Source organism: Geodermatophilus sp. SYSU D01119 (assembly GCF_054049975.1).
In genome coordinates this window covers 116,682-136,837 of sequence record NZ_JBJGYL010000004.1, presented here as the reverse complement: position 1 = coordinate 136,837, position 20,156 = coordinate 116,682, and the positions used below count along the sequence as shown (strand labels likewise).

19 protein-coding genes are annotated in these 20,156 nt (G+C 75.3%); 5 read left to right on the top strand and 14 right to left on the bottom strand.

Annotated features, from left to right (window positions below):
- Positions 1-32: 32 nt before the first annotated feature.
- Positions 33-1,367, bottom strand: a complete 1,335-nt coding sequence (locus ACI79X_RS04430; protein WP_457024206.1) for a replication-associated recombination protein A — start codon at positions 1,365-1,367, stop codon at positions 33-35.
- A 35-nt stretch (positions 1,368-1,402) separates the two neighbouring features.
- On the opposite strand from ACI79X_RS04430, the gene ACI79X_RS04425 reads away from it, so the two are divergent.
- Positions 1,403-2,260 (top strand): aldo/keto reductase, encoded by an 858-nt coding sequence (locus ACI79X_RS04425; protein ID WP_457024205.1) that lies wholly within the window; start codon positions 1,403-1,405, stop codon positions 2,258-2,260.
- Here the strand turns inward: ACI79X_RS04425 and ACI79X_RS04420 are convergent.
- From ACI79X_RS04420 to ACI79X_RS04405, 4 genes are all read right to left on the bottom strand, one after another.
- Positions 2,226-2,540 carry a DUF559 domain-containing protein gene (locus ACI79X_RS04420; protein ID WP_457024279.1) on the bottom strand — a complete coding sequence of 105 codons (315 nt, stop codon included), beginning with the start codon at positions 2,538-2,540 and terminating at the stop codon, positions 2,226-2,228. The genes ACI79X_RS04425 and ACI79X_RS04420 overlap by 35 nt on opposite strands.
- Positions 2,541-2,596: 56 nt before the next feature.
- Positions 2,597-3,220, bottom strand: coding sequence for a hypothetical protein (locus ACI79X_RS04415; protein WP_457024204.1), 624 nt, complete (start codon positions 3,218-3,220; stop codon positions 2,597-2,599).
- A gap of 179 nt (positions 3,221-3,399) precedes the next feature.
- Positions 3,400-4,491 carry a pyridoxal-phosphate-dependent aminotransferase family protein gene (locus ACI79X_RS04410; protein ID WP_457024203.1) on the bottom strand — a complete coding sequence of 364 codons (1,092 nt, stop codon included), beginning with the start codon at positions 4,489-4,491 and terminating at the stop codon, positions 3,400-3,402.
- Between the two features lie 10 nt (positions 4,492-4,501).
- Complete coding sequence (locus ACI79X_RS04405) at positions 4,502-5,827, bottom strand: glycosyltransferase (RefSeq protein ID WP_457024202.1); 1,326 nt, start codon at positions 5,825-5,827, stop codon at positions 4,502-4,504.
- Positions 5,828-5,892: 65 nt separating this feature from the next.
- Here ACI79X_RS04405 and ACI79X_RS04400 point away from each other — a divergent pair, with 65 nt between their 5' ends.
- Entirely contained in the window at positions 5,893-6,405 is a 513-nt protein-coding gene (locus ACI79X_RS04400; protein WP_457024201.1) for an ASCH domain-containing protein, read from the top strand.
- A 22-nt stretch (positions 6,406-6,427) separates the two neighbouring features.
- Here the strand turns inward: ACI79X_RS04400 and aspS are convergent, their stop codons facing one another.
- From aspS to ACI79X_RS04380, 4 genes are read right to left on the bottom strand one after another with little or no spacing between them, the layout of a single operon-like run.
- Complete coding sequence (gene aspS, locus ACI79X_RS04395) at positions 6,428-8,203, bottom strand: aspartate--tRNA ligase (protein ID WP_457024200.1); 1,776 nt, start codon at positions 8,201-8,203, stop codon at positions 6,428-6,430.
- A gap of 25 nt (positions 8,204-8,228) precedes the next feature.
- Positions 8,229-9,209: an aldo/keto reductase gene (locus ACI79X_RS04390; protein WP_457024199.1), complete on the bottom strand. Its 981-nt coding sequence runs from the start codon at positions 9,207-9,209 to the stop codon at positions 8,229-8,231.
- A complete protein-coding gene (gene hisS, locus ACI79X_RS04385) occupies positions 9,209-10,486 on the bottom strand; it encodes a histidine--tRNA ligase (RefSeq protein ID WP_457024198.1) in 1,278 nt (425 codons plus the stop codon). Before hisS ends, ACI79X_RS04390 begins: the two co-directional genes overlap by 1 nt.
- Positions 10,483-11,178, bottom strand: coding sequence for an MBL fold metallo-hydrolase (locus ACI79X_RS04380; RefSeq protein WP_457024197.1), 696 nt, complete (start codon positions 11,176-11,178; stop codon positions 10,483-10,485). Before ACI79X_RS04380 ends, hisS begins: the two co-directional genes overlap by 4 nt.
- A gap of 166 nt (positions 11,179-11,344) precedes the next feature.
- On the opposite strand from ACI79X_RS04380, the gene ACI79X_RS04375 reads away from it, so the two are divergent.
- Genes ACI79X_RS04375 through ACI79X_RS04365 form a run of 3 tightly spaced genes read left to right on the top strand, consistent with a single transcriptional unit; the run spans position 11,345 to position 13,577 of the window.
- A complete protein-coding gene (locus ACI79X_RS04375) occupies positions 11,345-12,196 on the top strand; it encodes a peptidylprolyl isomerase (RefSeq protein WP_457024196.1) in 852 nt (283 codons plus the stop codon).
- Positions 12,193-12,912 (top strand): peptidylprolyl isomerase, encoded by a 720-nt coding sequence (locus tag ACI79X_RS04370; RefSeq protein ID WP_457024195.1) that lies wholly within the window; start codon positions 12,193-12,195, stop codon positions 12,910-12,912. The genes ACI79X_RS04375 and ACI79X_RS04370 overlap by 4 nt, the downstream gene beginning before the upstream one ends.
- Positions 12,909-13,577 carry a class I SAM-dependent methyltransferase gene (locus ACI79X_RS04365; protein ID WP_457024194.1) on the top strand — a complete coding sequence of 223 codons (669 nt, stop codon included), beginning with the start codon at positions 12,909-12,911 and terminating at the stop codon, positions 13,575-13,577. Before ACI79X_RS04370 ends, ACI79X_RS04365 begins: the two co-directional genes overlap by 4 nt.
- A gap of 18 nt (positions 13,578-13,595) precedes the next feature.
- Here ACI79X_RS04365 and ACI79X_RS04360 read toward each other — a convergent pair whose 3' ends face one another.
- From ACI79X_RS04360 to ACI79X_RS04340, 5 genes are all read right to left on the bottom strand, one after another.
- A complete protein-coding gene (locus ACI79X_RS04360; RefSeq protein ID WP_457024193.1) occupies positions 13,596-16,019 on the bottom strand; it encodes a RelA/SpoT family protein in 2,424 nt (807 codons plus the stop codon).
- A 90-nt stretch (positions 16,020-16,109) separates the two neighbouring features.
- Positions 16,110-16,715, bottom strand: coding sequence for an adenine phosphoribosyltransferase (locus ACI79X_RS04355; protein WP_457024192.1), 606 nt, complete (start codon positions 16,713-16,715; stop codon positions 16,110-16,112).
- The gene (gene secF / locus ACI79X_RS04350) at positions 16,712-18,112 is read right to left on the bottom strand and encodes a protein translocase subunit SecF (protein ID WP_457024191.1); all 1,401 of its coding nucleotides are present in this window, start codon (positions 18,110-18,112) and stop codon (positions 16,712-16,714) included. The genes ACI79X_RS04355 and secF overlap by 4 nt, the downstream gene beginning before the upstream one ends.
- A complete protein-coding gene (gene secD, locus ACI79X_RS04345) occupies positions 18,109-19,779 on the bottom strand; it encodes a protein translocase subunit SecD (RefSeq protein WP_457024190.1) in 1,671 nt (556 codons plus the stop codon). Before secD ends, secF begins: the two co-directional genes overlap by 4 nt.
- A gap of 11 nt (positions 19,780-19,790) precedes the next feature.
- Positions 19,791-20,150, bottom strand: coding sequence for a preprotein translocase subunit YajC (locus ACI79X_RS04340; RefSeq protein ID WP_083629013.1), 360 nt, complete (start codon positions 20,148-20,150; stop codon positions 19,791-19,793).
- Positions 20,151-20,156 lie beyond the last annotated feature (6 nt).

The window sequence follows — 20,156 nt, the reverse complement described above, 5'->3', positions numbered from 1 at the left end:
GGCGGGGCAACAGTAGTCGCGGCCCCCGGCGGTCAGCGGGCGCGGCGGACGATCGCGCGCAGCTTGGCGAGCCGCGCGCCGATGCCGGCCTCGGCCCCGCGACCGGTGGGTCGGTAGTAGTCGCGCCCGACCAGCGCGTCCGGCGGGTACTGCTGCGGCACGATGCCCTCGGGCGCGTCGTGCGGGTAGACGTAGGTCTTCCCGTGGCCGAGCTTCTTGGCCCCGCCGTAGTGCGCGTCGCGCAGGCCCGGGGGCACCGGCCCGCCGAGGCCGGCGCGCACGTCGGCCACCGACTCGGAGATCGCCACCGTGACGGCGTTGGACTTGGGCGCGGTGGCCAGGTGGACGACGGCGTGCGCGAGCGGGAAGTGCCCCTCGGGCATGCCGATGAAGGCGACGGCGTCGGCCGCGGCGACGGCCGTCTGCAGCGCCGTCGGGTCGGCCATGCCGATGTCCTCGCTGGCGGAGATGACCAGCCGGCGGGCGATGAAGCGCGGGTCCTCCCCCGCCACCACCATCCGCGCCAGGTAGTGCAGCGCGGCGTCGACGTCGCTGCCGCGGATGGACTTGATCAGCGCGCTGGCGACGTCGTAGTGCATGTCGCCCTGCCGGTCGTAGCGCACGGCGGCCTGCGCGACGGCGGTCTCCAGCGTGGCGAGGTCGATCTCGCCGGCACCCGCGGCCCGCGCGGCGCCCGCCCCGGACTCCAACGCGGTGAGCGCCTTGCGCCCGTCGCCGCCGGCGACGCGGACCAGGTGCTCCTCGGCCTCGGCGGACAGCGTCACCGCGCCGTCGAGGCCGCGGTCGCTGGTGAGCGCGCGGCGCAGCAGGGTGCGGACGTCGTCGTCGGACAGCGGCTGCAGCGCGAGCACCAGGCTGCGCGAGAGCAGCGGGCTGACGACGGAGAAGAACGGGTTCTCCGTGGTGGCGGCGATCAGGCTGACGATCCGGTCCTCCACCGCCGACAGCAGGCTGTCCTGCTGGGTCTTGGAGAACCGGTGCACCTCGTCGATGAACAGCACCGTGCGCCGGCCGCCGTAGGTCAGCTCCCGCTTGGCGCTGGTGATGACCGCGCGGACCTCCTTCACCCCGGCGTCGAGCGCGGACAGCTGTACGAACTGGCGCTTGGTGGCCAGGGAGATGACGTGCGCGAGGGTGGTCTTGCCGGTGCCGGGCGGGCCGTAGAGGACCAGCGACATCGGCTCGTCGGCCTCCACCAGGCGGCGCAGCGGCGCGCGCGGGCCGAGCAGGTGCGACTGGCCGACGACCTCGTCGAGCGAGCGCGGGCGCATCCGCACCGCCAGCGGGGCGCCCGGGTCGACGACGTCGCCCCCCGCCTCCGCGGGCTCGTCGAACAGGCTCGTCACGGGTAGCGACGCTACCCGCGGGGCACGACAGCCCCGTGCAGCAGCGACGCATCGGAGACCAGACCGTCAGTGCCATCGGGCTCGGGGCGATGCCCCTGTCCACGAAGACCGACCGGCCCTCGCGCGAGGACGCCGTCGCGGTGGTGCACGCCGCGCTCGACGCCGGTGTGACCCTCGTCGACACCGCCGACGCCTACGCCCGCGACGAGTCGGAGTTCGGCCACAACGAGTCCCTCGTCGCCGAGGCGCTGTCCTCCTACGGGGGCGACACGTCCGGCGTGCTCGTGGCGACCAAGGGCGGGCACACCCGTGAGGGCAGCGACTGGCTGCTCGACGGGTCGCCCGCGTACCTGCGGCGGGCGTGCGAGGCGTCGCTGCGGCGCCTCGGCGTCGACGCGATCGGCCTGTACCAGTACCACCGGCCCGACCCCGAGACGCCGTGGGAGGAGTCGATGGGCGCGCTGCGCCAGCTCGCCGACGACGGCCTCGTGCGGATGGTGGGCATCTCCAACGCCGACGTCGCCCAGATCGACGTCGCCCGCTCCATCGTGGGCCCGGCGCTGGTGAGCGTGCAGAACCAGTTCTCGCCGGGCTGGCGGCACTCGGCCGACGAGCTCGCCCACTGCGCCGGCCACGGGCTGGCGTTCATCCCGTGGAGCCCCTTCGGCGGGGTGACGGCGGCGGGCTCGCTGGACGCGACGGCGCCCGCGTTCGCGGAGGTGGCCTCGGAGCTCGGGGTGTCGGTGTACCGGGTGACGCTGGCCTGGCACCTCGCGCAGGCCGACGTCGTGGTGCCCATCCCGGGGGCCTCGCGGCCGGCGACGATCCAGGACTCCGCCGCTGCGGCCGACGTGCGGCTCACCCCGGAGCAGCTGGCCCGCCTGGACGCCTGAGCCGGGCTCCCCTGCCGTGTCGATCATCGGATGGTTGCCGCTCGTACCGGCGTGTCCGCGCGTGTCGGCGGCAACCGTCCGATGATCGACTCCCGGGGCGCCAGCCGCGGCTGGGCAGCGCCCGCCGCGTCCGCTCCACCACCACCGCCGGCCCCGAGAGGTGGCGGCCGGCGAACCGCAGCACGAGCCACCCGTCAGCAGCCAGAAGCGAGTACCGGTCGACGTCCCGGCCGAACTGCTGGGGATCGGCGTGCTGGCGCCCCTCGTACTCGACCGCCACGCGGTACCGGGCGTACCCGAGGTCGGCATGTGCCACGACCCGTCCCCGGCGGTCGTTCACCGGCACCTGCACCTGGGCTCCGGCAGGTCGCTGGTGACCAACCAGTAGCGCAGCAGGCTCTCCGGTCGGGACATCGCCCGGGCCGACAGCAGCGGCGCGCACTCCCGCGCCCGGACGACCCCGCGCACCCCGTTCGCACGGGCGAGGCGGCGCTCGAGCGCCCCGGCGTCGAGGTGCCCGGCGCGGAGCAGCGCATCGCCGGCGGCCACCAGTTCCGCCGGTGTCAGCCGTGCCGCCAGGTCGAGGAACGTCTGCGCGCCCGAGGGCACCCGCAGTCCCCGGAGGTCGACCACGTCCTCCCCGCGCAGGTCGCGGACGTGCACCGCCAGCCCCCGCCGCTGTGGCAGGACCGGACGCGGCCGGAGGACGACCTCGACCTCAGCTGGAGGGTCAGACCGGAGGCCGAGCAGCGTGGCCGCGGTGCCGAGACCGAATGCGGCGTCCGGTGGGAGCAGCCGCGTCCACGCACGGCAGCGCACCGCCAGGCCGTCGTCCGCGGCGGAGGACAGGTGGAGACCGGTCGGGACCCGGCGTCCGTCCCCGGCGATCTGACGGCGCCGTGCACCGGCGCTCCGTGCCTCGCGCCAGGTGTAGACCAGCGGCAGTTCCACGTCGTCCACGCCGCGACCGTGGTGCGGTCGAGGCAACCTCCCCGGGCCCGGCCGGGACCTGTGGACGCCGGGGCGGCTGTGGACCCGGCGTCAGGAGTCGAATCATCGTCCCGTTGCCGCCCGCGGCGGTGTGTCCGCGCGTGTCTGCGGCAACGAGACGATGATCAACGGGCAGCGGAGGGCGCGCCTCAGCGGCCGAGGACCTCGCGCAGGGCCGCCAGCACCAGGGCCACCTTGTCGGGCGCGGCGTTCGGGCCCATCAGGCCGATCCGCCACACCGTGGCCGCGTAGGCGCCGACGCCACCACCGATCTCCAGGTCGTAGCGCTCGAGCAGCTCCTTGCGCACCGCCGCGGAGTCGACGCCCTCGGGCACCCGCACGGTGGTCAGCTCCGGCAGTCGGTGCCCCTCCGCGGCGAACAGCTCCAGGCCCATCTCCTGCAGGCCCTCGTGCAGCAGCCGCCCGGCCTCCGCGTGCCGCGCGTGCACCGCCTCGAGGCCCTCGTCGAGCAGCCGCCCGAGCCCCGCGTGCAGTGACACGACCATCCCGGTCGGCGCGGTGTGGTGGTAGGTGCGGCCACCGGAACCGGCCGCCTCCCCCGCGTAGCCGCCGAGCATGCCGAGGTCGAGGTACCAGCTGCGCGGCTTCTCGATCCGCCGCTCCCACGCCCGGTCGGAGATGGTGAACGGCGCGAGGCCCGGCGCCACGCCCAGGCACTTCTGCGAGCCGGAGTAGGCGAGGTCGACGCCCCACTCGTCCAGGCGCACCGGGATGCCGCCGAGCGAGGTCACGCAGTCGGCCAGCAGCAGCGCGTCGCCCTTGCCGGCGGCCAGCGGCTCGAGGTCGGAGCGCACGCCGGTGGAGGTCTCGGCGTGCACCGCGGCGATCAGCTTGGGCGAGGGGTGCGCCTCGAGCACGCGCGCGGCGTCGACGGGCTGCCCCCACTCGTGGTCGACCCGCACCACCTCGGCGCCGCAGCGCGAGGCGACGTCGACCATCCGCTCGCCGAACAGCCCGTTGACCGCCACGACGACGACGTCCCCCGGGCCCACCGTGTTGACGAAGGACGCCTCCATGCCCGCCGACCCGGTGGCCGACAGCGGCAACGTGCGCCGGTTCGCGGTGCCGAACACCGTCCGCAGCCGCTCGGAGGTCTCGTCGAGGATCCCGAGGAACACCGGGTCCAGGTGCCCGAGGAGCGGCTGCGCCAGCGCGACCGCCGCCTCCGGGTAGGGGTTGGAGGGGCCGGGTCCGAGCAGGGTGCGGGCGCGCAGCGGCATGCGCCGCACCTTAGGGCGGGCCCGCGGGCACCGCTCCCCCGACACCCCACGGGTCGGCGTCGGCGCGCGGCACCGGGCCACCGTCGCGGGCGAGCCGCTCCAGGAGGTCGACGGCGGCCGGCGCCCCGCCGTGCCGCGCCATCGACGCCGCCACGGCGGCCGCCCGCGCGCGGTAGGCGGGGTCGCCCAGCACGCGGTGCACGGCGGCGGCCACCCGGCGCGGGTCCGGCCGCCCGGTCCGCAGGTCCACGCCGGTGCCGGAGGCGGCCACCCGCCGGGCGATCTCGGGCTTGTCGAGGGTCCCGCCGGCCACCACGAGCGGCACCCCGGCGCCCAGCGCCGCCAGCACGCCGCCCCAGCCGCCGTTGGTGACGACGACGGCGGTGCGCGGCAGCAGCACGTCGTAGGGCAGGAACTCCGCCTGCCGCGCGTTCGGCGGCACCGCGTCCGCTGGCAGCGCCCCCGACCCGGTGGACGCCGCGACGACGACGTCGGAACCGGCCAGCCCCCGCAGGGCGGGGAGCAGCAGGTCGCGCGGGTCGACGTCGTAGGTGCCCTGGGTGACGTGCACGACCGGCCGGCCGTCGTCCAGCAGCCCGGGCAGCCACGCGGGCGCCGCGTGCCCGGCCGGCGGCGGCGCCAGCCGGCCGACGAAGTGCACCTGCCGCGGCAGGTCGCTGCGCGGGTGCTCGACCTCGGGCACCCCGTGCGCGAGGACCAGCTGCGGTGAGGCGAAGGCGGACAGTGCCCCGGACCGGGCCGGCGGCAGGCCGAGCCCGGCCCGCACCTCGCCGAGCACGACGTCGATCCGCCGCACCACCGTCCGGGCCACCAGCGCCCGCAGCGCCGCGTCGCGGGCCCGCCCGAGCCGGCCGCGACCGGGCAGCAGGCCCGACCCGAACGGCGGCAGGTCCCGCGAGGGCATCGACAGCGGCACCAGCGAGACCGTCGCCCACGGGGTGCCCGTCCGCTCGGCCACCAGGCCGCAGCCGATGGCCAGCTGGTCGCTCACCAGCAGGTCGACCGGCCCGGCCGCCTCGATGTCCCGGGCCTGCCCGGTGCCGGTGCGCAGGAAGACGTGCTCGAGGTTGGCGGCCGTCGCCCGCATGCCCCGGCCGTCGCCGACCTCGGGGAAGGTGGCGCGCAGGTCGGTGTCGTCGAAGTCCGGCGCCCGCTCCCAGGGCACCCAGGCCGCCCCCGCGGCGGTGAACCGGTCGGCGTACCGGGCGCCGGTGTACGCGAGCACCTCGTGCCCGCGGGCGACCAGCTCGGCGGCCACCGCCGCCATGGGGGTCGCGTGCCCGGCGAAGGGCATCGCGGCGACCAGGACGCGCACGGCGGGCCTCCCTCCGGACGCGGGCATCCTCCCGCACCGCGGCCGGCGGCGGGGAGGATGCGGCGGTGGACACCGAGGAGCCGGGCGCCCTGCGACGCGACGAGGCCGGGGCGATGTGGGCGGCGTACACCGCGCAGCGGCCGGGCGGCGGCCCGCCCGAGGACGACCCGCCCGTCGAGCGCTTCGGCGACGGGCGCGCGCTCGCCGACGAGCTGATCGGCCTGGTGCTCGCCGGCACCAAGCGGGCCACCGCCGGCCTGGTCGCCGACTTCGCCGACGACGGCGAGCCGCTGCCCCGCATCGGCGGACACTGGGTCGCCTGCGACGGCGACGGGCGCCCCCGCGCGGTCCTGCGCACGACCGAGCTGCGGATCGGCCCGCTGTCCAGCGTCGACGACGCCTTCGCGTACGACGAGGGCGAGGGCGACCGGACGCGCGCGAGCTGGCTCGCGGGCCACCTGCGCTACTTCACCCGCACGCTCGCCGCCCGCGGACAGGCGTGGGACGACGGCCTCGAGGTCGTCTTCGAGCGGTTCCGGGTGGTGTGGCCGCCCGAGGTGGCCGACCGGGCCGGCTGAGGCAGCCGGCCCGGTCGCCGGGTCACTTCGAGGGGTCACTCGGCCCCGGGGCGCCGGGCTCGCCGGGCAGCGCGGGTTCCTCGGCGACGGCGTCGATGCCCGCCTCCTTGCGCTGCGCGTCGGGAATCGGCGTCGGCGCGCCGGTCAGCGGGTCGTAGCCGGCCCCGGTCTTCGGGAAGGCGATGACCTCGCGGATCGAGTCGACGCCGGCCAGCAGCGCGGTGAGGCGGTCCCAGCCGAGCGCGGCGCCGGCGTGCGGCGGCGGCCCGTAGGCGAAGGCCTCGAGGAAGAACCCGAACCGCTCGCGGGCCTCCTCGCGGGACATGCCGAGGGTCTCGAACACCCGCTCCTGCAGCTCGGGGTCGGCGATCCGGACCGACCCGCTGGCCAGCTCGTTGCCGTTGACCACGAGGTCGTAGGCGTCGGACAGGGCGTTGGCCTTGTCCTCGGCGAACCGGTCCCGCCACTCCGGGGTGGGCGAGGTGAACGGGTGGTGCATGAAGGTCCAGTCGCCGTCCTCGGTCTCCTCGAACATCGGGAAGTCCACGACGAACAGGAACGACCAGGAGCCCGGCTCGATGAGCTCCAGCCGCTTGGCGATCTCGTTGCGGGCGGCGCCGAGCAGCTCCTGCGAGGACCGCCGCGGGCCCGCGGCGAAGAACACGCAGTCGCCCGGGTTCGCGCCCACCGCGGCCACGAGGCCCGCGCGCTCGGCGTCGGAGATGTTCTTCGCCACCGGCCCGCCGAGCGTGCCGTCCTCGCCGACGGTGACGTAGGCCAGGCCCCGGTAGCCGCGCGAGCGGGCCCAGTCCTGCCAGGCGTCGAACGCGCGCCGGGGCTGCGACCCGCCGCCGGGCATGACCACCGCGCCCACGTAGGGCGCCTGGAACACCCGGAACGGGGTGTCGGCGAAGTACGACGTCAGCTCGGTGAGCTCGACGCCGAAGCGCAGGTCGGGCTTGTCCGACCCGAACCGGTCCATCGCCTCGCGGTAGGTCATCCGCGGGATCTCGGGGACGTCGTAGGCGGCGAGCTCGCGCCACAGCGCCCGGACGACGTCCTCGACGATCGCGAGCACGTCGTCGCGCTCGACGAAGCTCATCTCGAAGTCGAGCTGGGTGAACTCCGGCTGCCGGTCGGCGCGGAAGTCCTCGTCCCGGAAGCAGCGGGCGATCTGGTAGTAGCGCTCCAGCCCGCCGATCATCAGCAGCTGCTTGAACAGCTGCGGCGACTGCGGCAGCGCGTACCACTTGCCCGGCTGCAGCCGCACCGGCACGAGGAAGTCGCGGGCGCCCTCGGGGGTGGAGCGGGTGAGGTCGGGCGTCTCCACCTCGGTGAAGCCGTGCCCGGCCATGACGCCGCGGGCGACCCGGTTGATCTCGCTGCGCAGCCGCAGGATCCGCGCCGGGCCCTGCCGCCGCAGGTCGAGGTAGCGGTACTTGTAGCGGACGTCGTCGCCGGCGGCGACGTCGGTCTCGATCGGGAACGGCAGCGGCGCCGACGGCGAGAGCACCCGCAGCTCGGCGGCGGCCACCTCGATCTCGCCGGTGGGCAGCTCGGGGTTCTCGTTGCCCGCCGGGCGCTGCCGGACCTCGCCGGTGACGAGCACGCAGAACTCGTTGCGGAGCGCGTGCGCCTCCTCCTCGCGGACGACGACCTGGACGTAGCCCGAGGCGTCGCGCAGGTCGACGAAGACGACGCCGCCGTGGTCGCGCCGGCGGGCCACCCAGCCGGCGAGGGTGACGGTGGAGCCGGCGTCGGACGCGCGCAGCGTGCCGGCGTCGTGGGTGCGGAGCACTAGAGGGCCTCTCTCAGGGGGTGGGTCACCAGCGGTCGTGCACGTGCTGACGGATGCGCTCGTCGTAGAGGCGCTCGAGGTCGGTCAGCTCGCCGTCGGTCAGGGCCGGGAGGTCGGCGGCCGCGGCGTTGGACCGGGCCTGCTCCACCGAGCGGGCGCCGGGGATGACGCAGGTGACGCCGGGCTGCTGGATCACCCAGCGCAGCGCGACCTGGGCCGGCGAGCGGTCGCCGCAGATCGCGGTGAACTCGCGCGCGGCGGCCACGCCCACCTCGTAGGGGACGCCGGCGAAGGTCTCGCCGACGTCGAAGGCCTCGCCCTGACGGTTGTAGTTGCGGTGGTCGTCGGCACCGAACGTCGTCGACTCGTCGTACTTCCCCGACAGCAGGCCGCTGGCCAGCGGCACGCGGGCGAGGATGCCGACACCGGCCGCGGCGGCCGCGGGCAGCAGCTCCTCCAGCGGCTTGCGGCGGAACACGTTGAGGATGACCTGGATGGTCTGCACGCCGGGGTGCTGCAGCGCCGTCAGGCCCTCGGCGACGGTCTCCACCGAGACGCCGTAGGCGGCGATGGCGCCGTCGGTGACCATCGCGTCGAGCGCGTCGTAGACCCGCTCGTCGGAGTACACCGCGGTGGGCGGGCAGTGCAGCTGCACCAGGTCGAGGGTCTCGACACCGAGGTTGCGCCGCGACCGGTCGACCCACGCGCGCAGGTTCTCCGGCGTGTACTGGGCGGCCTCGAAGGGGTCGGCGCGGCGGCCGGCCTTGGTGGCCACGAACGGCCGGTCGGACCGGGCGGCCAGCGCCTTGCGGATGCGCTCCTCGCTGCGGCCGTCGCCGTACACGTCGGCGGTGTCGAGCAGGGTCACACCGGCGTCGAGGGCCGCGTCGAGCACGTCGGCCGCGGTCCGCTCGTCGACGTCGCCCCAGTCGCCGCCCAGCTGCCAGGTGCCCAGGCCGACGACGCCGACGTCGGCACCGGTCCGTCCGAGGGGTCGGGTCTCCATCAGTTCTCTCCCACTTCCTGGGTCACGGCAGTCCGCAGCGCCTCGTACAGGTCGCCCACGGGGACGGCGCGTTGCTCCCCCGTGCGCAGGTCCTTCAGCTGGCCGACGCCGTCGGCCAGGTCGCGCTCGCCGATCACGACCGCGTGCGAGGCACCCGACCGGTCGGCGGCCTTCATGGCGCCCTTGAGCCCGCGGTCGCCGTAGACGGTGTCCGCGGACACCCCGGCCTGCCGCAGTTGCCCGACCAGCCGGACGGCCAGCCGCTTGGCCTCCGCGCCCAGCGGGACGACGAAGGCCTGCACGCCGGCGGTCGCGCCGATGTCGAGGCCCTCGGCCTGCACGGCCAGCAGGGTCCGGTCGACGCCGACGGCGTAGCCGATGCCGCTCACGTCGGGCCCCCCGAGCGCGGCCGACAGCCCGTCGTAGCGCCCGCCGCCGCCGATCGCCGACTGCGCGCCGAGGCCGGAGTGGACGAACTCGAAGGTCGTCTTGGTGTAGTAGTCCAGCCCGCGCACCAGCTTGGGCGCCTCGGTCCAGGTCACGCCGAGGTCGGTCAGGTGCTGGCGGACGGCGTCGTAGTGCGCCTTCGTGGAGTCCGACAGGTGGTCGACCATGAGCGGGGCGTCGTCGAGCTGGGCCTGCACCTCGGGCCGCTTGTCGTCGAGCACGCGCAGCGGGTTGATCTCCGCGCGGCGCCGCGTCTCCTCGTCGAGGTCGAGCTTCTCCAGGTAGGCCACGAGCAGCTCGCGGTACTGCGGGCGGCAGGTGGCGTCGCCGAGCGAGGTGAGCAGCAGCTCGAAGTCGCGCAGGCCGAGGTCGCGGAAGCCCTGCACCGCCAGCGCCACCACCTCGGCGTCCAGCGCCGGGTCGTCGACGCCGAGGGCCTCCATGTCGACCTGGGTGAAGTGCCGGTAGCGGCCGGCCTGCGGGCGCTCGTACCGGAAGGCCGACCCCACGGTCCACAGCTTCACCGGCAGCGGGCCGGTGTGCAGCCGGTGCTCGATGAACGCGCGCATGAGGCCGGCGGTGAGCTCGGGGCGCAGCGTGAGCGAGCGGCCGCCGCGGTCGGCGAAGGTGTACATCTCCTTCGTCACGACGTCGGTGGACTCCCCCACCCCGCGGCTGAAGACGGCGGTCTCCTCGAACACCGGCGTCTCGACGTAGCCGTAGCCGGCCCGCCGCAGCGGCGCGGTGAGGGTGTCGCGGACGGCGAGGAACCGCGCCGAGTCCGGCGGGAGGACGTCGAAGGTGCCCTTGGGGGCGGTCAGGCCGTTCACAGCCCGCGGCCCTTCGGCGCGGTCCCGGCCCCGGCGGCGGCCTCGGCCAGGTAGGGGTTGGTGGCCCGCTCGCGGCCGATCGTCGTCGCGGGGCCGTGGCCGGGCAGCACGACGGTCTCGTCGTCGAGCGGCAGCACCACCTCGCGCAGCGAGGTGAGCATCGCGTCCCAGGAGCCGCCGGGCAGGTCCACCCGGCCGACCGACCCGGCGAAGAGCACGTCGCCGGCGAGCAGGCCGGGGGCCTCCCCGAGGTCGAGGGAGAAGACGACGGAGCCCCGGGTGTGGCCGGGGGCGTGGCGCACGGTCAGCTCGACGCCGGCGAGCGGGAGGACGGCGCCGTCGTCGAGCGGGCGCACGTCGGCGGGGTCGGGCAGCCGGACGCCGGTGACCAGCGGCGCGAGCGCCGGGCCGTGCCAGCGGGCCGGGTCGCTGAGCATCCCGTTGTCGTCGGGGTGCAGGTAGGCCGGGATGTCGTAGCCGTCGCAGACCGGCAGCACGGAGAACGTGTGGTCGAGGTGGCCGTGGGTGAGCACGACGGCGACCGGCTTGAGCCCGTCCTCGGCGAGCACGCGGGCCAGCGGCTCCACCGCGTCCATGCCGGGGTCGACGACGACGCACTCCGACCGCGGCCCGGGGGCGACGGCGTAGCAGTTGGTGCCGAAGGCGCCGGCCGGGAACGAGCGGATGAGCACCCGTGCAGGTTACGCGGGTGATCGCGGCCGCTCCGGTCCGGCAACCGGGCGCCCACAGGCGCGGCACCTACACTCGCGGACCGACCAGCGGGGAGACCGCGGACCGCGGCCGAGGCCCGATCTGCGCCCCCGCCGCGCAGCCGTCCGTCCGAGGAGTGTCCGACCCGTGCCCACCAACAAGCAGCGGCGGGTTGCCGCGCAGCGGCGCCTGCAGAAGCAGCTCGAGCGCCGCGCCGAACTGGCCCGCAAGCGCCGCCGCAACCTGCTCGTCGTCGTCACCGTCGTCGCCGTCGCGGTGGTGGCCGGGGCGGTGGCGCTGTTCGCCGGCATCGGCGGCGGCGACGACCCGGACAGCGCGGCCGCCACGGGCACCAGCACCAGCGCCGCCCCGGAGGCCACGGCCGCCCCGGCGACGACGAACGCCGACGGCACGGTGACCTGCACCTACGCGCCGGACACCTCGGGCAACCCGAACCTCACCGAGGCCGGCACCCCGCCCGACCCGGCCGCGACGCCGGCCAGCGGCACCGTCTCGCTGCTCATGAGCACCGACCAGGGCGACATCCCGCTCACCCTCGACCGGGCCAAGGCGCCGTGCGCCGCGGCGAGCTTCGCGTACCTCGCCTCGCAGCAGTTCTTCGACGGCAGCCCCTGCCACCGCGAGGTCAACCAGCCCACCTTCGGCGTGCTGCAGTGCGGCGACCCGACCGGCACCGGCTCCGGCGGCCCGACCTACAAGTTCGCCGAGGAGGTCACGCCGGAGACGACCTACCCGCGCGGCACGATCGCCATGGCCAACAGCGGCACCCCCGGCTCCACCGGCAGCCAGTTCTTCCTCTGCTTCGTCGACACCCAGCTCTCCCCGGACTACACCGCCGTCGGCACCGTCGACGAGGCGGGCCTCGCCGTGCTCGACACCATCGCCGCGGCCGGCAACGACGGCTCCTTCGAGCCGAGCCCGGGCGGCGGCGCGCCCAACCTCCCGGTGACCATCCAGACGATGACCGTCGTCGGATGAGCCGCCGGCTGCGCGCCGGGCTGCTCGCCGGCGCGCTGGTGCCCCTGGCCGCGTGCGGGGGCAGCGTGTCCGGGTCCGCCGCGCCCGCCTCCACCGGGGGCGGGGGCGGCGGCACCGGCGCGGGCCCGACGGGGGCGACGGCGACCTGCGAGTGGGTCGCGGCCCGGTCGGGCAACCCGTACGCCGTCGACGTCGCCCCGCCCGACGCGCGGGTGCCCGCGGAGGGCACCGTGACGGTGCGGATGGCGACGTCGCTGGGCGACATCGGCCTGGTCCTCGACCGGGCCGGCGCCCCGTGCGCCGCGGCCAGCACGCTGCACCTCGCGGAGGAGGGCTTCTTCGACGGCTCGGCCTGCCACCGCGAGGTCGACGGCGGCGGCCTGCAGGTGCTGCAGTGCGGCGACCCGACCGGCACCGGCGCGGGCGGGCCCACGTACGCGTTCGCCACCGACGTCGACGGCGACGAGACCTATCCGCGCGGCACGATCGCCATGGCCAACAGCGGGCAGGGTCTGGACGGCAGCCAGTTCTTCCTGGTGTGGGGCGACAGCCTGCTCTCCCCCGACTACACGGTGGTCGGCACGGTCGACGACGCCGGGCTCGCGGTGCTCGACGCGGTGGCCGCCAACGGCAACGACGGCTCGCTGGACCCCTCGCCGGGCGGCGGCGCCCCGAACGTCCCGGTGACCATCACCTCGATGGCGCCGGTGGGATGACCGGCCCCGCGGCCGGCGACGCGTACGCCGGCGACCCGTACGCCGGCTTCCCGCCCGGCTTCTTCGACCGCGCCGACGAGCGGCCCGACGCGGAGTTCTACGGGCCGCCGCGGCTGGTCACCCACATCGACGACGGCGCGATCGCCGCGGTCGGCGACCTCTACGCCGAGCTCGGCATCGACGGGTCGGCCCCGGCACCCACCCGGGTGCTCGACCTCATGTCGTCGTGGGTGTCGCACTTCCGGACCCCGCCGGCCGAGCTGGTCGTGCTCGGCATGAACGCCGCCGAGCTCGCCGCCAACGCCGCGGCCACCGAGCGGGTGGTGCACGACCTCAACGCCGACCCGCGGCTGCCGCTGCCCGACGGCGACGTGGACGCCGCGGTCTGCTGCGTGTCGATCGACTACCTCACGCGGCCGGTCGAGGTGCTCGCCGAGGTGGGCCGGGTGCTGCGCCCTGGCGGGGTGCTCGCGGTGACGTACTCGAACCGGTGCTTCCCCACCAAGGCCGTGCGGGGCTGGCTGGCCACCTCCGACGAGCAGCACGGCGCCCTGGTGGCCGAGCTGGTCCGGCGCAGCGGCGCCTTCGGCGAGGCCGCGGTGTCGCTGCGCACCCCGCCGGGTCCGGGCGACCCGCTGTGGGCCGTGGTGGCCCGCCGGGCCTGAAGCGCGCCGGCTGCGCCGCTAGGCGGTCACCCGCTCGACGTCGAAGACGCCCTCGACGTTGCGCACCGTCTGCAGCACCGCGCCGAGGTGGGCCGGGTCGGCCAGCTCGAAGGTGAACCGGCTGACCGCCACCCGGTCGCGGCTGGTCTGCACCGACGCCGACAGGATGTTGACCCGCTCGTCGGCCAGCGCCTTGGTGACGTCGGAGAGCAGCCGGTGCCGGTCGAGCGCCTCCACCTGGATGGAGACGAGGAAGACCGACCCGGGCTGGCTGGCCCACTCGACCTCGACCAGCCGCTCGCTCTTGCGCCGCAGGTCGGCGGCGTTGGTGCAGTCGGTGCGGTGCACGCTGACCCCGCCACCGCGGGTGACGAAGCCCAGGACGTCGTCGCCGGGCACCGGGGTGCAGCACTTGGCGAGCTTGGCCCACACGTCGCTCATGCCGTGGACGACGATGCCCGGGTCGCCCGCGGCGCGGCGGTGCACCGGCCGGCGGGTGGGGATCGCGGTCTCGGCGATGTCCTCGACCGCGCCCTCCGCGCCACCGAGCGCGGTGATCAGCTTGTCGACGACCGAGGCCGCCGACATCTGGTTCTCCCCGACCGCGGCGTAGAGCGCGGTGACGTCGGCCAGCCGCAGGTCCTTGGCCAGCGTGGCCAGCGCGTCGCCGCCGAGCAGGCGCTGCAGCGGCAGGCCGGCCTTGCGCATGGCGCGGGTGAGCGCCTCCTTGCCGGCCTCGACGGCGTCGTCGCGGCGCTCCTTGGTGAACCACTGCCGGATCTTGGTGCGGGCGCGGGAGGAGCCGACGAAGCCCAGCCAGTCCTTCGACGGGCCGGCCGTGGGCGAGCGGGAGGTGAAGATCTCGACGACGTCGCCGTTGTTCAGCGTGCTGTCGAGGCTGACCAGCGTGCCGTTGACCCGGGCGCCGATGCAGCGGTGGCCGACCTCGGTGTGCACCGCGTAGGCGAAGTCCACCGGCGTCGCGCCGCCGGGCAGGCTGATGACGTCGCCCTTCGGCGTGAAGACGAAGACCTCCTGCGGACCGAGGTCGTAGCGCAGGGTCTCGAGGAACTCGCCGGGCTCCTGGGCCTCGCGCTGCCAGTCGAGCAGCTGGCGAAGCCACAGCATGTCGTCGGGTGAGCCGGCCTTCGTGGCGCCGAACTCGCCGGGCCCGGGGCGGCCGCCGGTGCGGGCCTTCTCCTTGTACTTCCAGTGCGCGGCGATGCCGTACTCGGCGGTGCGGTGCATGTCGTGCGTGCGGATCTGCAGCTCGACCGGCTTGCCCTGCGGGCCGATCACCGTCGTGTGCAGCGACTGGTACATGTTGAACTTCGGCATCGCGACGAAGTCCTTGAAGCGGCCCGGGACCGGCTGCCAGTGCGCGTGCATGATGCCCAGCGCGGCGTAGCAGTCGCGGACCGTGTCGACGAGGATCCGGATGCCGACGAGGTCCCAGATGTCGGTGAAGTCCCGGCCGCGGACGATCATCTTCTGGTAGATCGAGTAGTAGTGCTTGGGCCGGCCGGTGACGACGGCCTCGATCTTGGCGGCCTTGAGCTGCTCGGTGACCGACGAGGTGACCTCGGCCAGGTAGGTGTCGCGCGAGGGCGCGCGCTCGGCCACCAGGCGGACGATCTCGTCGTAGCGCTTGGGGTACAGCGTGGCGAACGCGAGGTCCTCGAGCTCCCACTTGATGGTGTTCATGCCCAGCCGGTGGGCCAGCGGGGCGAGGATCTCCAGCGTCTCCCGCGCCTTCTTCTCCTGCTTCTCCGGCGGGAGGAAGCGCAGCGTGCGCATGTTGTGCAGCCGGTCGGCGAGCTTGATGACCAGCACCCGCGGGTCGCGGGCCATCGCGACGATCATCTTGCGGATCGTCTCGGCCTGGGCGGCGTCGCCGAGCTTGACCTTGTCGATCTTCGTGACGCCGTCGACGAGGTGGGCCACCTCGGGGCCGAAGTCGGCGCTGATCGCCTCGAGGGTCTTCCCGGTGTCCTCCACCGTGTCGTGCAGCAGCGCCGCCACGAGCGTGGTGGTGTCCATCCCCAGGCCGGCCAGCACGGTGGCGACGGCGAGCGGGTGGGTGATGTAGGGGTCGCCGCTCTTGCGCTTCTGGGTGGCGTGCGCGGCCTCGGCGACGTCGTAGGCGCGCTGGAGCAGCGCGAGGTCGGCCTTCGGGTGGCTCTGGCGGTGCAGCGCGGCCAGCGGCTCGAGGACCGGCCGGACCTCGCTGCGCTGCCCCGCGACGATGCGGCGGGCCAGCCGGTCGCGGACCCGGCGGGGCCGCGGGGCGGCGCCCTCCTCGGGCGGCTCGCTGCCCACGTCGTCGGGGCGGCGGACCAGCGGGCGGGCCGGCAGGGGCGCGCGCTGGTCCTCCGGCACCGTCCCCTCGGGCTCCCCGGGCCGCGCGGCAGCCACGCGGGTGGCGGGCGCGTCGGGGGCCACGGCGTCTCCTGCCTTCAGCGGAGGAACTCCCCTCCCATGCTAGCCGCGCCCGTGCCGCGAACGGCCCGGGTGGGTGCCGGGACGGAACCCTCAGGTGGTCCAGAGGGCGTGCACGGCGTGCGGCGCGAGCCGCTCCCGCCCGCCGAGCGCGGCGAGCTCCACCACGACCGAGACCGCGGTGACGACCGCGCCGAGCTCCTCGACGAGCGCGACGGACGCCGCGAGCGTCCCGCCGGTGGCGAGCACGTCGTCGACCAGCAGCACCCGCTGGCCGCGGTGCAGCGAGTCGGTGTGCATCTCGATGCTCGCGGTGCCGTACTCGAGGGCGTAGTCGGCGGTCACGCGCTCGCGCGGCAGCTTGCCGGCCTTGCGCACCGGCACAACGCCCACGCCGGCGTGCAGCGCCACCGCGGCGGCCAGCAGGAAGCCGCGCGCCTCCACCCCGACCACGACGTCGAAGCCCGGGTCGCCGTGGACGCCGTCGTCGGTGTGCGCCACGGCGGCCGCCCGGGGGTCCTCCTGCGCCGGCGAGGCCAGGCCCTCCACGATGCGGCGGAAGGCCGGGCCGTCGGCGAACACCGGCGTGAGGTCCCGGAACAGCACTCCCGGGGTCGGGAAGTCGGGGACGTCGACGGCGAGGGCGGCGATGACCTCGTCGACCGGCGCGCCCGCGGCCGGGAGCGGCTGCCCGGTCACCGGCGCTTCTTGCCGGCGCCGCCGGGGCGGGCACCCGGCCGCTGCGGGCGCTGGCCGGGCCGCGGGGCCGCCGTCGCGCCGCGGGGCGCCCGGCGGGCGGCCTCCGGGCCCACCGACGACGGCGACTCCACGACGACGTCGGCCTGCGCGGGCCCGAGCGTGTCGGCGTCCCGCTCGGCGAGCGCCACTCCCCCGCGGACAGCGGGGCGGTTGCGGCGGGCGCTGGCGACCGGGCCGGCCGCGGCGCGCCCGCCCTGGCGGGCGGCGGCCGACCGGCGGGCGAGCACCCGGCGGCGCAGCGCCTGCACCTCCGGCTCGCGCTCCTTGAGGTCGGCGACGATCGGGGTGGCCAGGAAGATCGAGGAGTAGGCGCCCGCGGCGAGGCCGACGAACAGCACCAGCGCGAGGTCCTTGAGCGTGCCGACCCCGAGCAGCCCGGCGCCGACGAACAGCAGGCCCGCCACCGGCAGCAGCGCGATGACCGAGGTGTTGATCGAGCGCATGAGCGTCTGGTTGACCGCCAGGTTGGCGGCCTCGCCCCACGTCATCCGGGCGCTGCCGGACAGGTCGCGGGTGTTCTCGTCGACCTTGTCGAACACGACGACGGTGTCGTACAGGGAGAACCCGAGGATGGTCAGCAGGCCGATGACCGTGGACGGGGTGACCTCGAAGCCGATCAGCGAGTACACGCCGGCGGTGACCACCAGGTCGTGCAGCAGCGCCACGATCGCGCCGACCGCCATCTTCGGCTGGAACCGGATGGCGAGGAACGCGATCACCGCGACGAGGAAGACCGCCAGCGCCAACAGCGCCTGGTCGGTGATGTCCTGGCCCCACTCGGCGCTCACCGACTCGGGGCTGACCTGCGAGGGGTCGATCGCGGCGGCGTCGGCGACGGCCTCGATGACGTCGCGCTCGGCGGCGTTGTCGAGCGCCCCGGTGCGCAGCAGGATCGTGTTGCCACCGACCACCTGGGCCGAGGCGACGTCGGCGCCGGCCTCGGTGGCGGCCTCGCGGACCTGCTCCAGCTGCGACGTCTCGCCGGGCAGCCGGAAGCTGTTGCCGCCGGCGAAGTCGATGCCGAAGTTGAACCCGCGGAACAGCATCGACGCGATGCAGACGAGCACCACGACCGCGGTGACCTTGTAGATCAGGCGGCTGCGGCCGACGACGTCGAGCCCGGCCTCGCCGTTGTAGAGGCGGTGCGCGAGCGAGGCGCGGTGCGGCGCCCGGCGCGTGCCGGTCTCCCCCTCGGCGGGCAGGCCGGCGTCGGCCAGTGCGTCGTCGTCCGCGGCGGCCGCGGCGTCCCGGGCGGCGTCGGCGTCGGCCGCGCGCGCCTCGTCGGCCTCGGTGCCGACGGGGAGCTCCTCGTCGGGCCGGTCCTGCTCGCGGCTCATGCCTGGCTCCTGTCCTGGGTGGCGCGCCCGCCGCTGCCGGCGCCGACGAGCTGCCGCTCGGCGGCCGCCATCGGGTCGCCGGCGCGGCGCGAGCGGTCGACGCGGCCGAGGCCGGAGAACCGGCTCTGCCCGAACGCCTTGAAGCGCGCCAGCACCGCCATGAGCGGGTGGGTGAAGAGGAAGACGACGACGAGGTCGAGCACCGTGGACAGACCCAGGGTGAACGCGAAGCCCTTCACGTCCCCGATGGCCAGCCAGTAGAGGATCGCCGCGGCGAGGAAGCTCACCGCGTCGGCCGACAGGATCGTCCGGCGGGCGCGCACCCAGGCGCGCGGCACCGCGGACCGCAGGCTGCGGCCCTCGCGGATCTCGTCCTTGAGGCGCTCGAAGTAGACGACGAACGAGTCGGCCGTGATGCCGATCGAGACGATGAACCCGGCGATGCCGGCGAGGCTCAGCGTGAAGCCGATCTCGCGGCCGAGCAGCACCAGGCTGGCGTAGACCACGACCGCCGACAGCAGAAGGCTGGCGATCATCACCAGGCCGAGCAGCCGGTAGTAGACCAGCGCGTAGACGAACACGAGCGCGATGCCGATGGCGCCGGCGATGAGGCCCGCCCGCAGCTGCTCCGCGCCGAGCTCGGTGGAGATCGACTGGGCGGTGGCCTGCTCGAAGGTCAGCGGCAGGGCGCCGTAGCGCAGCTGGTTGGCCAGCTCCTCGGCGCTGGCCTGGTCGAACTGGCCGGTGATGGTGGTCTGGCCGTTGATGGCGCCCTGGATGGTGGGCGCCGAGACGACCCGGCCGTCGAGGGTGAAGGCGACGTTGCTGCCGACGTTGGCGGCGGTGTACTCCGCCCAGGTGGCCCGGCCCTCGCTGTTGAAGTCCAGCAGCACGACCCACTCGCCGGTGGTCTGCTGCGTGCCGGCGCTGGCGTCGGCGATCTCGGTGCCCTCGATGATCGTGGGGCCGAGCAGGTACTTGGTCGTGCCGTCCTCGCTGCACGCCGCGACGAAGTCGTCGGGGCGGGCGACCTCGCTGCGGGTGTCCTCCGCCGAGCAGGTCAGCGTGGCGAACTGCGCCGCGGCCTCCTCCTGCGTGACCGCGGGCCGGTCCGGGTCGAGGGCGGGATCGCTGACGGCGCCGTCGCTGCCGGTGGCCGGGGCCGACGACGACGAGGCGTCGGTGGGCGCCGCCGGGTCGGTGGGCGCCGCCGGGTCGCTGGGGGTGGCGCCGTCGGTCGGCGCGGCGGGGTCGGACGGCGTCGCGGAGTCGCTCGTCTCGGCCGGGGCGGCGGGCTCCGGCGCCCCGATCACCGGGCGGAACCGCAGCTGCGCGGTCTGGCCGAGCTCGCGCGCCTGCTCGCCGTCGTCGCCGGGCACCGAGATGACGATGTTCGTGTCGCCCTCGGTGACCACCTCGGCCTCGGCGACGCCGAGGCCGTTCACCCGCTGCTCGATGATCTGGCGGGCGAGCTCGAGGTCCTCCGGGGCCGGCGCCTGCCCGTCGGGCGTGCGCGCGGTCAGGGTGACCGTGGTGCCGCCGCGCAGGTCGAGGCCGAGCTGCGGCGTCCGGTCGGAGCCGATGAAGAAGACGAGGCCGTACATCACGGCCACGATCAGGACGAACGCGCCGAAGTACCGGCGCGCCGGCAGTGCGCGGTTGGCCACCGGGGATCCCGTCAGAGGGTCTTGCCGGAGGGGCCGTCACCGGGACGGTCGTCCCGGAGGGGCTCCTCCACCGGCTCGACGACGGTCTCGCCGGTGGCCAGCGGGCCGGGCACCGCGCCCGCCGGCTGGCGGACCTGGATGACGGCCTGGCGCGCGTAGGTGACGACCACGCCGGGGGCCACCTCGACCTGGATGGTGGCCGGGTCGTCGAGGCCGGCCACGGTGGCGTACACGCCGCCGGCCATCGTCACCGGCACGCCGATCGCCAGCGCCGACTGCGTCTGGTTCTGCTGGCGCTTGCGGGCCCGGGCGGGCAGCACCACCAGCGCCACGAAGGCCAGCACGAGCAGGAGCAGGGGGAACAGTTCCACGGCGGG

What these genes read in the sequence shown, in the direction of transcription:
- ACI79X_RS04410 (WP_457024203.1), bottom strand. Translation starts at nt 4,491, where the DNA reads ATGCCGCTGCGCGCCCGCACCCTGCTCGGACCCGGCCCCTCCAACCCC.
- ACI79X_RS04390 (WP_457024199.1), bottom strand. Translation starts at nt 9,209, where the DNA reads ATGGAGACCCGACCCCTCGGACGGACCGGTGCCGACGTCGGCGTCGTC.
- ACI79X_RS04370 (WP_457024195.1), top strand. Translation starts at nt 12,193, where the DNA reads ATGAGCCGCCGGCTGCGCGCCGGGCTGCTCGCCGGCGCGCTGGTGCCC.
- ACI79X_RS04365 (WP_457024194.1), top strand. Translation starts at nt 12,909, where the DNA reads ATGACCGGCCCCGCGGCCGGCGACGCGTACGCCGGCGACCCGTACGCC.
- secF (WP_457024191.1), bottom strand. Translation starts at nt 18,112, where the DNA reads ATGAGCCGCGAGCAGGACCGGCCCGACGAGGAGCTCCCCGTCGGCACC.